This is a genomic window from Ideonella alba (assembly GCF_018069845.1).
Lineage (GTDB): Bacteria > Pseudomonadota > Gammaproteobacteria > Burkholderiales > Burkholderiaceae_C > Ideonella > Ideonella alba.
This window is the reverse complement of sequence record NZ_JAGQDD010000019.1, coordinates 1-13187: the sequence shown is the minus strand read 5'-3', so window position 1 is coordinate 13187 and position 13187 is coordinate 1. Positions and strand designations below refer to the sequence as shown.

The following is a 13187-nucleotide window of genomic DNA, read 5'->3' as shown; positions in this document are numbered from 1 at the left end:
GGTCCGCAGTAGCGGGACGAACCACGAATGGGCGATCGAGCCGCCGTGTCGACCATCGCAGTGTCCGTTGGTCAGCCACCATGTGGGTAGCCTATGCGCAGTGCCTCAGCGATGAAAGGACGCAGCCGCTGTTGTTCTCGCTCTCTTCCGAGGTACGCAACACATCGTGATGGAATCGAGCCCTCGCTTGCGGCGAGCAGGCCACTCAGGTCTGTCTAGCGACGTCGCGACAGCCGGTAACGCGTGAGGACGCCGACAAGATACAGGCACGCTTGAGACCCGGGGTCCGATTGACGCCGGCCCGCGGGATGAGTCGAGCATGGACCTGTTCGCCTGACTTTGCCCAGAATGCAGCTTCTGCCAGGCGCGCTCGGCGGGCACGGACGGCCGCGTCAGGTCCCTGGCCGGTCGACAGTCATGTGCGTTCGCCAAAGGCCTGAGGCCACGTCATGCCCGGACGCCGGAGGGGCGGCTTGATCACGGGTGCTTACCACGGCGTCGCGGGGGCTGCGCCCGTCGAATGCAGGACGCACTCGATGACACAGCAGACCTGATCAACAATCGGCCGCGCCGAACGCTGAACTGGCGCTGCCCATCAGGCTGAGTCCACGACTCCGCCACCGCGTGCTGGGTGTGGTCATTCGGCATGGGGACCGTCAAGTCCAGGCGATCACGCCCAGCCCAGCAAGCGCTTGGCGTTCTCCTTCAGGATCAGCGGCTGCACCTTCTCCTTGAAGCCGGCCTCCTTGAAGTCGGCCATCCAGCGCTCGGGCGTGATCAGCGGGTAGTCGCTGCCGAAGAGCATGCGGTCCTTCAGCAGCGTGTTGGCGTACTGCACCAGTTGCGCCGGGAAGTACTTCGGGCTCCAGCCCGACAGGTCGATCCAGACGTTGGGCTTGTGCAGCGCCAGGCTCAGCGCCTCGTCCTGCCAGGGCCAGCTGGGGTGGGCGATGACGATCTGGATGTCGGGGAAGTCGATCGCCACGTCCTCCAGCAGCATCGGGTTGCTGTTCTGCAGGCGCAGGCCGCCGCCGCAGCGCATGCCGCTGCCGATGCCGCTGTGGCCGCTGTGGAAGATGGCCGGCAGCTTGTGCTCGGCGATCACCTCATAGAGCGGCCAGGCCATCTTGTCGTAGGGCAGGAAGCCTTGCACCGTGGGGTGGAACTTGAAGCCCTTGACGCCGTGCTCCTCGATCAGCCGGCGGGCCTCGCGCGCGCCCATCTTGCCCTTGTGCGGGTCGATGCTGGCGAAGGCCACCATCATGTCGCTGTTCTTCTGCGCGGCCTCGCAGATCTCCTCGTTGGGGATGCGGCGGCGGCCCAGCTGGCTCTCGCTGTCCACCGTGAACATCACCAGGCCGATCTTCTTCTCGCGGTAGTAGGCCACCGTCTCGTCGATGGTGGGCCGGCGGTTCGAGCCGAAGTACTTGTCCGCGGCGCGGTCGTACTCCTCGCCGTAGTTGTCGAACGGGTTCCAGCACGACACCTCGGCGTGCGTGTGGATGTCGATCGCAATCAGTTCTTCGTGCTTCATCAGGGCCTCGGGGAGTCGGCGAATTGGTTAATTATCAGAACTAAATCGGCGCAAAGCAAGGTGAGCACTCGGGAATTTCCCAGGTGAGTGGGTGCTCATCCGGGAAAACACCCACCCCATCAGCGGCCTCAATTTAGTTAAATGCCATAACGAAATCGACCCACGCCATGCCATGAGCACCGAGTTCACCCCCGCCACCGGCCTGCTGGCCACGCTGGACCTGCTGCGCGTCGAGCAGTCCGGCCCGGTCACCCACATCCGGCTGAACCGCCCGTCCAAGCGCAACGCCATCAACGATGGCCTGATCGCGCAGCTGCACACCGCCATCGTCAACCTGCCCGCCGAGACGCGCGCGGTGGTGGTCAGCGGCGAGGGCGACCACTTCTGCGCCGGCCTGGACCTGTCCGAGCTGGTCGAGCGCGACACCCACGCCGCCATCCTGCACTCGCGCGGCTGGCATGCCTGCTTCGATGCCTTCCAGTTCGGCAAGGTGCCGGTGATCGCGGTGCTGCACGGCGCGGTGGTCGGCGGCGGCCTGGAACTGGCCGCGGCCTGCCACATCCGCGTGGCCGAGGACTCGGCCTACTTCGGTCTGCCCGAGGGCCAGCGCGGCATCTTCGTTGGTGGCGGCGGCTCGGTGCGCGTGCCGCGCCTGATCGGCACCGCCCGCATGACCGACATGATGCTCACCGGCCGCGTCTTCGACGCCGACCAGGGCGAGCGCTACGGCGCCGTCAACTACCGCGTGGCCGATGGCGCCGGCCTGGCCAAGGGCGTGGAGCTGGCGCGCAAGATCGCCGGCAATGCGCCGATGACCGCCTTCGCCGTGATGCACGCGCTGCCGCGCATCGCCGAGATGAGCCCCTCCGAGGGTCTGTTCGCCGAGTCGCTGATGGCCTCGGCCGCCAGCAATACGGTGGAAGCCCAGAGCCGGCTGCGCGCCTTCCTGGAAGGCCGTGCGGGCAAGGTGGTCAAGGAATGAGCGCGCCCGCGCGTTATCGCCACGCCGACGTCGGCGGCTGCGTGGCGGCCACGCTGGAAACGCGTGCCGACGGCTGCCGCCTGCTGCGCTCCACCGACGAGCTGCGCTGGTTCCCCGACCGCCTGACCGACGCGCTGGAACAGTGGGCCGCCGAAGCCCCGGACCGCACCCTGGTGGCCAAGCGCGACCCGCGCGCACCGTGGAATGGCGACTGGCGCCGCGTCAGCTATGCCGAGTTCCTGCAGCGCATCCAGGCCGTGGGCCAGGCGCTGATCGAGCGCGGCCTGTCGGTCGAGCGGCCGCTGGCCATCCTGTCGGACAACGACATCGAGTACCTGACGCTGGCCTTCGGCGCGATGTGGGTGGGCGTGCCCTATGTGCCCATTTCCTCGGCCTACTCGCTGATCAGCAGCGACTACGGCAAGCTGCGCCACATCCTGGACACGGTGACGCCGGGCATGGTGTTCGCGTCCTCGGCGGCCTACGCCAAGGCGATCCAGGCGGTGGTGCCGGCCGATGTGCATGTGGTGCTGACCGAGGGCACCGTCGAGGGCCGCGAGACGCTCAGCGTCGAGCAGCTGCTGGCCACCGTGCCCGGCGACGCGGCCGCGGCGGCGCACGCCCAGGTCGGGCCCGACACGATCGCCAAGTTCCTGTTCACCTCGGGGTCGACCAAGGCGCCCAAGGGCGTGATCAACACCAACCGGATGATCTGCGCCAACCAGCAGATGATCCACCAGTGCCTGAACTTCCTGGCCACCGAGCCGCCGGTGCTGGTCGACTGGCTGCCCTGGAACCACACCTTCGGCGGCAACCACAACGTGGGCATCGTCGTCTACAACGGCGGCACGCTCTACATCGACGGCGGCAAGCCCACGCCCAAGGGCATGGCCGAGACGCTGCGCAACCTGCGCGAGATCTCGCCCACGGTGTACTTCAACGTGCCCAAGGGCTTTGAAGAGATCGCCGCCGCGATGGACACCGACCCGGCGCTGCGCAAGAGCCTGTTCGCCCGCGTCAAGGCCTTCATGTTCGCCGGCGCCGGCCTCAGCCAGGCGGTGTGGGACAAGCTGGAAGCCCACGCCGAGGCCGAGATCGGCGAGCGCATCCGCATCATCACCGGCCTGGGCATGACCGAGACCGCGCCCTCGTGCACCTTTGCCGTCGGCACCGATGTGCGCTCGGGCCACATCGGCCTGCCAGTGCCCGGCGTCGAGGTCAAGCTGGTGCCGCCCGAGCCGGGTGATGTGGCCGGCAAGACCGAGATCCGCTTCCGCGGCCCCAACGTGATGCCGGGCTACTGGCGTGCGCCCGAGCAGACCAACGAGGCCTTCGACGAGGAAGGCTTCTACAAGACCGGCGACGCGGTCAAGTTCGTCGATCCCGCCGACCACAACAAGGGCCTGCTGTTCGACGGCCGCACCGCCGAGGACTTCAAGCTCAGCACCGGCACCTTCGTCAGCGTCGGTCCGCTGCGCGCCAAGGTGATCGCCGAGGGCCACCCCTGCATCCAGGATGCGGTGGTCACCGGCCTGAACCGCGACGAGATCGGGCTGCTGGTCTTCCCGCGCATCGACGAGGTGCGCAAGCTGGCCGGCCTGCACGACGGCGTGCCCTTCCCGGACGTGCTGCATCAGCCGGTGGTGCGCGCCTTCTTCCAGGGCGTGGCCGACCGCCTGTGGGCCGCCGGCACCGGCAGTGCCAACCGCCCGGCGCGCATGCACGTGCTGGCCGAGCCGGCGCAGATCGACAAGGGCGAGATCACCGACAAGGGCTCGATCAACCAGCGCGCGGTGCTGGCGGCCCGCGCCCCGCTGGTCGAAGCGCTTTACGAGGGCCGCGACAGCGACCCCTTCCTGATCGTTCCGAAAAAATGACCACCCCCACGCTCCCTTCCGGTCGCTGCCCCCCAAGGGGGCTCCGGCAGTGGACTGGCCAAGCCAGATCCACGCCGGCCCTCGAACAAGGCGCCGGCCCCCAGGAAGCGATGGATCAAGCAAAGGCGATCTTCTGATGGACATTCAAGGACAAGCTGCCGTCGTCACCGGCGGCGGATCGGGCCTCGGCGAGGCGGTGGCGCGTGAGCTGGCCCGCCTGGGCGCCCAGGTCACCGTGCTCGACGTCAACGAGGCCGGCGCGCAGCGCGTGGCCGCCGAGATCGGCGGGCTGGGCCTGAAGTGCGACATCACCGACGAGGCCAGCGTCACCGCCGCACTGGACGCTGCCGAGGCCGCGCATGGGACCGCGCGCATCGTCATGAACATCGCCGGCATCGGCACCGCCAAGCGCGTGATCCAGCGCGACGGCTCGCCCGCACCGTTGGCCGACTTCGAGCGCGTGGTGAAGGTCAACCTGATCGGCACCTACAACGTCACCCGCCTGGCCGCCGCGCGCATCGCCAAGGCCGAGCCGCTGGCCGATGGCGAGCGCGGCGTGGTGGTCAACACCGCTTCGGTGGCGGCCTTTGACGGCCAGGTGGGCCAGCAGGCCTATTCCGCCAGCAAGGGCGGCGTGGTCGGCATGACGCTGCCGATGGCGCGCGACCTGGCGCAGTTCGGCATCCGCTGCTGCACCATCGCGCCGGGCCTGTTCGCCACGCCGCTGATGAAGGAGCTGCCCGAGGAAGTGCAGAACTCCCTGGCCGCCTCGATCCCGTTCCCGAAGCGCTTGGGAAAACCCGAAGAGTTCGCGGCCCTGGCCGCCCATATCGTCGGCAACACGCACCTGAACGGCGAAGTCATTCGCCTGGACGGCGCCCTGCGGATGGCACCGCGCTGACGCCTCCCGTCGATCCCCTCGCCACCAACAGCCCCCTGGAGACACACCGCCATGAAGAAGTTCTCTCGCACCGTCCTGGCCGCTGCCGCGCTGGCCTTCAGCGCCACCGCCGCACTGGCTGACATCACGATCGGCGTCAGCCTGCCGCTGACCGGTCCGGCCTCGGGCCTGGGCATTCCGATGGGCAACCAGATCAAGCTGTGGCCCAAGACCATCGCGGGCGAGAAGCTCAACGTGATCGTGCTGGACGACGCCACCGACCCGACCAAGGGCGTCAACAACGCCAAGCGCTTCGTCACCGAGGACAAGGTCGACATCATCATGGGCTCGGCTGCCACGCCGGTGGTGATCCCGATGGCCGAGGTGGCCTTCGAATCGCAGACGCCGCAGTTCATGTTCTCGCCCGGCGTGCTGCAGGCCGGCAAGGACGCCTGGTCCTTCCGCCTGCCGCAGGGCGGCGCGGTGATGGCCCACGCCATCGTCACCCACATGAAGAAGCTGGGCGTCAAGACGGTGGGCTTCCTCGGCTACACCGACGCCTACGGCGAGAGCTGGCTGAAGGACTTCCAGGACCAGACCGCCGCGCTGGGCGGCCCCAAGGTCATTGCCACCGAGCGTTTCGCCCGCAGCGACACCAGCGTCACCGCGCAGGCCCTGAAGCTGACCTCGGCCAACCCGGATGCGATGCTGATCGTGGCCTCCGGCTCCGGCGCCGCGATGCCCCACAAGGCGATCGTCGAGCGCGGCTTCAAGGGCAAGATCTACCAGACCCACGCCGCAGCCAGCCGCGACCTGATGCGCGTGGGCGGCAAGGACGTCGAAGGCGCCTTCGTGGTCTCGGGCCCGGCGGTGATCCCCGAGCAGCTGCCGGCCGACCACCCGTCCAAGGCCGTGGCCCAGAAGTTCGTCGACCAGTACGAAGCCGCCTACGGCAAGGGCCAGCGCAACCAGTTCGCCGGCCACGCCTACGACGCGATCATCGTGCTCGAGAAGGTGGTGCCGGTCGCGCTGAAGAAGGGCAAGCCGGGCACCAAGGAGTTCCGCGCCGCGCTGCGTGACGCCGTCGAGCAGATGGGCCGCACCGTGGTCGCCCACGGCGTGCTGAACTACACCAAGGACAACCACTGGGGCTTCACCACCGAGACCGGCGTGATCCTCAAGGTCGTCAACGGCGACTGGAAGGTCGAGTAAGACCTCCCGGCGGGTGCGGCGCGTGCCGCACCCGCCACCTGCCCTGCTGGCCTCTGACCCGGACCCATCCCATGGACTTCTCGATCGCGAGCATCCTGGCGCTCGATGGCGTGACCAACGGCGCGGTGTATGCGCTGCTGGCGCTGGCCACCGTGCTGCTGTTTGCCGTCACCCGCGTGATCTTCATCCCGCAGGGTGAGTTCGTCGCCTTCGGCGCGCTGACCCTGGCCATGCTGCAGGCCGGGCAGGTGCCCGGCACCGTGTGGTTCCTGCTGATCCTGGCTGGCGCCGCGGCCCTGAGTGACATCGTCACCGGCCTGCGCCACGGGCGTGCGCCGGCCAAGGTGCTGCTGCAGGCGGTCAAGGGGCTGGCCTACCCGGTGGCGATCGCGCTGCTGGTGTGGTGGGCGGCGCCGCGCCAGCTGCCGCTGATGGCCCAGGCCGCGCTGACGCTGGCCCTGGTCACGCCCTTCGGCGGGCTGATCTACCGACTGGCCTATGAATCGCTGGCCGATGCCTCGGTGCTGGTGCTGCTGATCGTCTCGGTGGGCGTGCACTTCGCGCTGGTCGGGCTGGGCCTGTACTTCTTCGGCGCCGAGGGCTTTCGCAACCCGCCGTTCTGGGATGAGCGCTTCAGCCTGGGCCCGGTCAACCTGAGCGGCCAGACGCTGATCATCTTCCTGGTCTCGATCGCGCTGATCGTGATGCTGTGGCTGTTCTTCGAGCGCTCGCTGTGGGGCAAGGCGCTGCGCGCCACCGCGGTGAACCGCCTGGGCGCGCGGCTGATGGGCATCTCGTCGACCAGCGCCGGCCGGCTGTCATTCACGATGGCCGCGTTCATCGGTGCGCTGTCGGGTCTGCTGATCGGGCCGACCACCACCATCTTCTACGACTCGGGCTTCCTGATCGGCCTCAAGGGCTTCGTCGCCGCGGTGTTCGCCGGCCTGTCCAGCTACCCGCTGGCGCTGGTGGGTGCCACGCTGGTGGGCCTGCTCGAGAGCTTCGGCTCCTTCTGGGCCAGTGCCTTCAAGGAGGTGATCGTCTTCTCGTCGATCCTGCCGGTGCTGCTGTGGCGCTCGCTGCGCGACCCGCACGGGGAAGAACACTGACATGAATCCGCGCTTCCTGTTTCCCGCGTTCTGCGCGCTGATGCTGCTGATCCCGGCGCTGCCGGTGTCGGACTTCTGGATCACGCAGCTCAACTACATCGGCATCTACGCGATGGTCTCGCTGGGCCTGGTGCTGCTGACCGGCGTGGCCGGCCTGACCAGCTTCGGCCAGGCGGCCTTCGTTGGCGTGGGCGCCTATGCCTCGGCCTACCTGTCGACCACGGCGGCGGTGTCGCCCTGGATCGCCCTGTTCGTGGGCCTGGGCCTGGCGGTGGTGGTGGCCGTGGTGCTGGGCTTCATCACGCTGCGCATGTCGGGCCACTACCTGCCGCTGGCCACCATCGCCTGGGGCCTGTCGCTGAACTACACCATGGCCAACATGGAGTTCCTGGGCAAGTACGACGGCATCATGGGCATCCCGCCGCTGGAGTTCTTCGGCATCAGCCTGGCCGGTGGCCGCGCCATGTATGTGCTGATCTGGGTGATCGCGCTGCTGTCGGCGGTGGCCGTGCTGCGCCTGCTGGATTCGCGCACCGGCCGCGCCATCCGCGCGCTCAAGAGCGGCGCCACGATGCCCGAGGCGATGGGCATCTCCACCTTCCAGTACAAGCTGCTGGCCTTCGTGCTGGCGGCGATGCTGGCCTCGGTGGCGGGCTGGCTGTTCGCGCACTTCCAGCGCACCGTCAGCCCCACGCCCTTCAGCATGAGCAAGGGCATCGAGTTCCTGTTCATGGCGGTGCTGGGCGGCGTGGGCCATGTCTGGGGCGCCTTCACCGGCGCCGCGGTGGTCAAGCTGGTCGAGGACGAACTGCAGGTGCTGCTGCCCAAGCTGATCGGCACCAGCGGCAACTTCGAGACCATCGTCTTCGGCATCGTGCTGATCCTGGTGCTGAAGTACGCGCCGGACGGCCTGTGGACCTTCGTCAAGGGCTGGGTGCCCACCCGTCAGCGCGTGCGCGACTGGGGCGACGCCCAGGCGCTGGCCGCGCGCGAGCACCCCACCCGCGGTGAGCTGCTGCTGGACGTGAAGGCGGTGCGCAAGGAGTTCGGCGGCCTGGTGGCGGTCAACGATGTCAGCTTCACGCTGCGCGGCGGCGACATCATGGGCCTGCTGGGCCCCAATGGCGCCGGCAAGTCCACCACCTTCAACCTGATCACCGGCGTGCTGGGCCTGACCCGCGGCGAGGTGGTCTTCCGCGGCCGCAACATCGCCGGCCTGTCCTCGCGTCAGATCGCCCGCCTGGGCGTGAGCCGCACCTTTCAGCACGTCAAGATGGTGCCGGACATGACGGTGCTGGAGAACGTCGCGCTGGGCGGCTACCTGCGCTCCAAGGCGGGCCCCTTCGGCGCGATGCTGCGCCTGGACCGCGACGAGGAGCGCCGCCTCTTCGCCGAGGCCGAGAAGCAGCTTGCCCGCATCGGCATGGCCGACAAGATGCACGAGCTGGCCGGCAACCTGGCGCTGGGCCCGCAGCGCCTGATGGAGATTGCCCGCGCGCTGTGCACCGACCCGTCGCTGCTGCTGCTCGATGAGCCCGCCGCCGGCCTGCGCCTGAAGGAGAAGCAGGCGCTGGCCGAGGTGCTGCGCCAGCTCAAGGCCGAGGGCCTGACCATCCTGCTGGTCGAGCACGACATGGACTTCGTCATGGGCCTGGTCGACCACATCACGGTGATGGAGTTCGGCACCAAGCTGATGTCGGGCACGCCGGCCGAGGTGCAGGCCAGCCCCGAGGTCCGCGCCGCCTATCTGGGCACGGAGCATTGAACATGACGCCCCCGATCTCACAGTCGTTCGATACCCCCCAAGGGGGCCACGGCCTCCTTGGGACGGCCCGGCGGAGTCCGACATGAGCCAGAATATTCTTTCCGTGCAAGGCCTGCACGCCGGCTACGGCAAGGCCGAGGTGCTCTCCGGCCTGAACCTGGCGCTGCCCCAGGGCAGCGTGGTCACCGTCATCGGCCCCAACGGCGCCGGCAAGTCCACCACCCTGAATGCGCTGATGGGCGTGCTGCCCAGCAAGGGCCAGATCGTCTTCGACGGTCAGGACGTGGGCGACCTGACGCTGGAAGAGCGCGTCATGGCCGGCCTGGCCCTGGTGCCCGAGAAGCGCGAGCTGTTCGGCACCATGGCCGTGGAAGACAACCTGGTGCTGGGCGGCTTCAAGCCGATGCGCCAGGGCGTGGCCGGCTGGAAAAGCACGCTCGACGAGGTCTACACCATCTTCCCGCGCCTGAAGGAGCGCCGCACCCAGCTGGCCGGCACGCTCAGCGGCGGCGAGCGCCAGATGCTGGCGGTGGCCCGCGCACTGATGAGCCGCCCCAAGGTGCTGATGCTCGACGAGCCCAGCCTGGGCCTGGCGCCGCTGGTGGTGCGCGAGATCTTCAGGACCATCACCCAGTTGCGCAGCACCGGCGTGAGCATCCTGCTGATCGAGCAGAACGCCCGCGCCGCGCTGGAGGTGGCCGACTACGGCTACGTCCTGGAGACCGGATCGATCGCACTGGAAGGGCCCGCCGCCGACCTGGCCACCGACCCGCGCGTCATCGACACCTACCTCGGCGCCGCCAAGAAGCATTGAGACTGACGGCCCCGTCGGGCCTCCGGTGCACGCCGGAGCGCCCCCGGCGTGGGCCCACCGCACCAAGGAGCCCGCCATGTGGCGTTACGACCCCCCGCTGCGCGACATGCGCTTCGTCATCGACGAGGTGCTGGGCGCCCCCGCCGCCTGGCCGGCGATGGCCGGCTTCGAGGAACTCGACAGCGACATGTCGGCCGCGGTGCTGGAGGAGGCCGGCCGTTTCGCCGCCGAGATCCTGGCGCCCACCAACGGCCCGGGCGACCTGGAAGGCTGCACCTGGCAGGACGGCGAGGTGCGCACCCCCGCGGGCTACAAGGCCGCCTACCAGGCCTTTGTCGACGGCGGCTGGCCGGCGCTGGCCTGCGACCCCGCCTGCGGCGGCCAGGGCCTGCCGCAGCTGCTGAACGCGGCGCTGTTCGAGATGCTGGTCTCGGCCAACCACGCCTGGACGATGTACCCCGGCCTGCTGCATGGCGCGTATGAAGTGCTGCACCAGCACGCCCAGGGCTGGCTGCGCGACACCTACCTGCCCAAGGTCACCAGCGGCGAGTGGCTCAGCACCATGTGCCTGACCGAATCGCATGCCGGCTCGGACCTGGGTCTGCTGCGCACCCGCGCCGTGCCCCAGGCCGATGGTTCCTACGCCATCACCGGCAACAAGATCTTCATCTCGGGCGGCGACCAGGACATGACGCCCAACATCGTGCACCTGGTGCTGGCACGGCTGCCCGATGCACCGCCCGGCACCAAGGGCATCTCGCTGTTCCTGTGCCCGAAGTTCCTGCCCGATGGCACGCGCAACGCCGCACGCTGCGACAGCATCGAGAAGAAGATGGGACTGAAGGGCAGCGCCACCAGCGTGATGAGCTTCGACGGCGCCACCGGCTGGCTGCTGGGCGAGCCGCACCGCGGCCTGCAGGCCATGTTCCTGATGATGAACGCCGCGCGCCTGCATGTGGCGATGCAGGGCCTGGGCCACCTGGAAGCCGCCACGCAGAACGCGCTGAGCTACGCGGCCGAGCGGGTGCAGTCGCGCTCACCCAGCAAACCCGCCGGCGCCCCCGCTGCCGCGGCCGACGCGATCATCCACCACCCCAGCCTGCGCCGCCAGCTGTGGACCCTGCAGGCCCGCACCGAAGCCGCCCGCGTGCTGTGCTACTGGACCGCCCAGGCCCTGGACGACGAGCAGGCCCACGCCGATCCCGCCGCTCGGGCCGCCGCCGGTGCCCGCGCCACGCTGCTGACGCCCGTGCTCAAGGCCATGATGACCGACTACGGCCACTACGGCGCCGACCGCGCGCTGGGCATCTGGGGCGGCCATGGCTACATCCATGAATATGGCATCGAGCAGTTGGTGCGCGACAGTCGCATCGCGCTGATCTACGAGGGCACCAACGAGATCCAGGCGATCGACCTGGTGCTGCGCAAGCTGATGCCCGATGGCGGCGCCAAGCTGCGCGAGTTGCTCGACTGGGCCGCCGCGCAGTGCGAGGGCTCGGCCCATGCCGCCGCCGCGCGCGCCCAGTTGCAGGCCGTGGCCGAGGCCGTGAGCGCGCTGCAGGCCGACGCTGCGGCTGATCCCGAACTGCCCTTCCGCGCCGCTGACGACCTGCTCTTCGCCGTGGGCGAAGCCCTGCTGGGCGCCGCCTGGGCGCGCACCGATGCCGTGGCCGCCGCCGCCCTGGCCACCGGTCGCGGCGACGCCGCCTTCTACCAGCGCAAGCAGCAGCTGGCGCGCTTTCACTTCGACTGGCTGGCCGGCGAGCTGACCCACCGCCTGCGCGGCGTGGCGGCCGCCCGCGCGCCGCTGCCCTTCCTGGCCTGAGAGGCTGAGATGGCACTCGCCGACGCTCCCGCGACCGACGACGACGGCCCCGCGCCGCGGGCGTCCAGCCGTGCCGCAGCGCTCGACCAGTCGGCGCTGATGCACCTGATGGGCTACGCCGCCACGCGTGCCTCGGTGACGCTGAAGAAGCACTTCCATCGCCACATGGGACCGCTGAAACTCAAGGCGGTGGAGTTCTCGATCCTGGCGCTGGTGCACACCAACGACGAGGTCAACCAGAAGCAGCTGGGCCAGGCGCTGGATGTGTCGGCGCCCAACCTGGCCGTCACGCTGGACCGCATGGTCGAGCGCGGCTGGGTGCGCCGTGAACGCAGCGAGCGCGACCGCCGCGCCCAGCTGATCCGCCTGACGCCCGAGGGCCAGGTCCTGATCCGCAAGGCGCTGAAGGTCTCGCACCAGATGGAGGTCGAGCCGCTGAAGGTGCTCAGCGCCGCCGAGCAGGCGCTGCTGAAGGAACTGCTGCACCGCGTCGCGCGCAGCTGAACGCGGCGCCGCTTGGGCTACCCTTGCGGCCCATGAGCAAGGCCTTCACCAAGGAAAGCGACGCTGACGACGACGAGGACGGCGCCGGCCTGCCGCCGCTGCCCGCAGGCGGCAAGAACTACATCACGCCGCAGGGCTACGCGCGGCTGCGCGCCGAGCTGCTGAACCTGATCGACGTCGAGCGCCCGAAGGTGGTGGAGGTGGTCCACTGGGCCGCCAGCAACGGCGACCGCAGCGAGAACGGCGACTACCTCTACGGCAAGAAGCGCCTGCGCGAGATCGACCGCCGCATCCGCTTCCTGACCAAGCGCCTGGACATTGCCGAAGTGGCCGACCCCAGCGCCCACCACGGCAGCGACCAGATCTTCTTCGGCGCCACCGTGACCTACGCCACCAGTCGCGGCGAGGAGCGCACCATCACGATCAAGGGCATCGACGAGGCCGACCACCTGGCCGGCGAGGTCAGCTGGATCTCACCCATTGCCCGGGCGCTGCTGAAGGCACGCGAGGGGGATGAGGTGGTGCTGCCCACGCCGGGGGGGACTGAGACGCTGGAGGTGATCGAGGTGAGCTACCCCCCAAAGGACGGCTGAGTGGCGACTTGCTGCGGCGGATTCAACCGATCGATGCAACACACTATGACCGCCTGGCGGAAGGAGTGTTGCGATGAAGCAGCGACCTCGGA

11 protein-coding genes are annotated in these 13187 nt (G+C 69.1%); 10 read left to right on the top strand and 1 reads right to left on the bottom strand.

The features are described from left to right. Window positions 1-670: 670 nt before the first annotated feature. Window positions 671-1534, bottom strand: a complete 864-nt coding sequence (locus tag KAK03_RS19750; RefSeq protein WP_210856430.1) for an amidohydrolase family protein — start codon at window positions 1532-1534, stop codon at window positions 671-673. Window positions 1535-1706: 172 nt separating this feature from the next. Here KAK03_RS19750 and KAK03_RS19745 point away from each other — a divergent pair, with 172 nt between their 5' ends. From KAK03_RS19745 to greB, 10 genes are all read left to right on the top strand, one after another. Next, window positions 1707-2516, top strand: coding sequence for a crotonase/enoyl-CoA hydratase family protein (locus KAK03_RS19745; RefSeq protein WP_210856429.1), 810 nt, complete (start codon window positions 1707-1709; stop codon window positions 2514-2516). Next, window positions 2513-4393, top strand: a complete 1881-nt coding sequence (locus KAK03_RS19740; RefSeq protein ID WP_210856428.1) for a feruloyl-CoA synthase — start codon at window positions 2513-2515, stop codon at window positions 4391-4393. The genes KAK03_RS19745 and KAK03_RS19740 overlap by 4 nt, the downstream gene beginning before the upstream one ends. 136 nt (window positions 4394-4529) lie before the next feature. After that, a complete protein-coding gene (locus tag KAK03_RS19735) occupies window positions 4530-5294 on the top strand; it encodes an SDR family NAD(P)-dependent oxidoreductase (RefSeq protein WP_210856427.1) in 765 nt (254 codons plus the stop codon). A 51-nt stretch (window positions 5295-5345) separates the two neighbouring features. Then, window positions 5346-6485, top strand: coding sequence for an ABC transporter substrate-binding protein (locus KAK03_RS19730; RefSeq protein ID WP_210856426.1), 1140 nt, complete (start codon window positions 5346-5348; stop codon window positions 6483-6485). 71 nt (window positions 6486-6556) lie between these two features. Continuing rightward, window positions 6557-7594 (top strand): branched-chain amino acid ABC transporter permease, encoded by a 1038-nt coding sequence (locus KAK03_RS19725; RefSeq protein WP_210856425.1) that lies wholly within the window; start codon window positions 6557-6559, stop codon window positions 7592-7594. Between the two features lies 1 nt (window position 7595). Then, complete coding sequence (locus KAK03_RS19720; protein ID WP_210856424.1) at window positions 7596-9359, top strand: branched-chain amino acid ABC transporter ATP-binding protein/permease; 1764 nt, start codon at window positions 7596-7598, stop codon at window positions 9357-9359. 82 nt (window positions 9360-9441) lie between these two features. Continuing rightward, a complete protein-coding gene (locus tag KAK03_RS19715) occupies window positions 9442-10173 on the top strand; it encodes an ABC transporter ATP-binding protein (RefSeq protein WP_210856423.1) in 732 nt (243 codons plus the stop codon). A gap of 76 nt (window positions 10174-10249) precedes the next feature. Further along, window positions 10250-11998 carry an acyl-CoA dehydrogenase gene (locus KAK03_RS19710; protein ID WP_210856422.1) on the top strand — a complete coding sequence of 583 codons (1749 nt, stop codon included), beginning with the start codon at window positions 10250-10252 and terminating at the stop codon, window positions 11996-11998. 9 nt (window positions 11999-12007) lie between these two features. After that, window positions 12008-12502 (top strand): MarR family winged helix-turn-helix transcriptional regulator, encoded by a 495-nt coding sequence (locus KAK03_RS19705; RefSeq protein WP_210856421.1) that lies wholly within the window; start codon window positions 12008-12010, stop codon window positions 12500-12502. A 32-nt stretch (window positions 12503-12534) separates the two neighbouring features. Continuing rightward, window positions 12535-13095, top strand: a complete 561-nt coding sequence (gene greB / locus KAK03_RS19700) for a transcription elongation factor GreB (protein ID WP_210856420.1) — start codon at window positions 12535-12537, stop codon at window positions 13093-13095. The last annotated feature ends 92 nt before the right edge of the window (window positions 13096-13187 follow it).

What these genes read in the sequence shown, in the direction of transcription:
- KAK03_RS19705 (WP_210856421.1), top strand. Translation starts at nt 12,008, where the DNA reads ATGGCACTCGCCGACGCTCCCGCGACCGACGACGACGGCCCCGCGCCG.
- KAK03_RS19745 (WP_210856429.1), top strand. Translation starts at nt 1,707, where the DNA reads ATGAGCACCGAGTTCACCCCCGCCACCGGCCTGCTGGCCACGCTGGAC.
- KAK03_RS19740 (WP_210856428.1), top strand. Translation starts at nt 2,513, where the DNA reads ATGAGCGCGCCCGCGCGTTATCGCCACGCCGACGTCGGCGGCTGCGTG.
- KAK03_RS19710 (WP_210856422.1), top strand. Translation starts at nt 10,250, where the DNA reads ATGTGGCGTTACGACCCCCCGCTGCGCGACATGCGCTTCGTCATCGAC.
- KAK03_RS19725 (WP_210856425.1), top strand. Translation starts at nt 6,557, where the DNA reads ATGGACTTCTCGATCGCGAGCATCCTGGCGCTCGATGGCGTGACCAAC.
- KAK03_RS19750 (WP_210856430.1), bottom strand. Translation starts at nt 1,534, where the DNA reads ATGAAGCACGAAGAACTGATTGCGATCGACATCCACACGCACGCCGAG.
- greB (WP_210856420.1), top strand. Translation starts at nt 12,535, where the DNA reads ATGAGCAAGGCCTTCACCAAGGAAAGCGACGCTGACGACGACGAGGAC.
- KAK03_RS19735 (WP_210856427.1), top strand. Translation starts at nt 4,530, where the DNA reads ATGGACATTCAAGGACAAGCTGCCGTCGTCACCGGCGGCGGATCGGGC.
- KAK03_RS19715 (WP_210856423.1), top strand. Translation starts at nt 9,442, where the DNA reads ATGAGCCAGAATATTCTTTCCGTGCAAGGCCTGCACGCCGGCTACGGC.
- KAK03_RS19720 (WP_210856424.1), top strand. Translation starts at nt 7,596, where the DNA reads ATGAATCCGCGCTTCCTGTTTCCCGCGTTCTGCGCGCTGATGCTGCTG.
- KAK03_RS19730 (WP_210856426.1), top strand. Translation starts at nt 5,346, where the DNA reads ATGAAGAAGTTCTCTCGCACCGTCCTGGCCGCTGCCGCGCTGGCCTTC.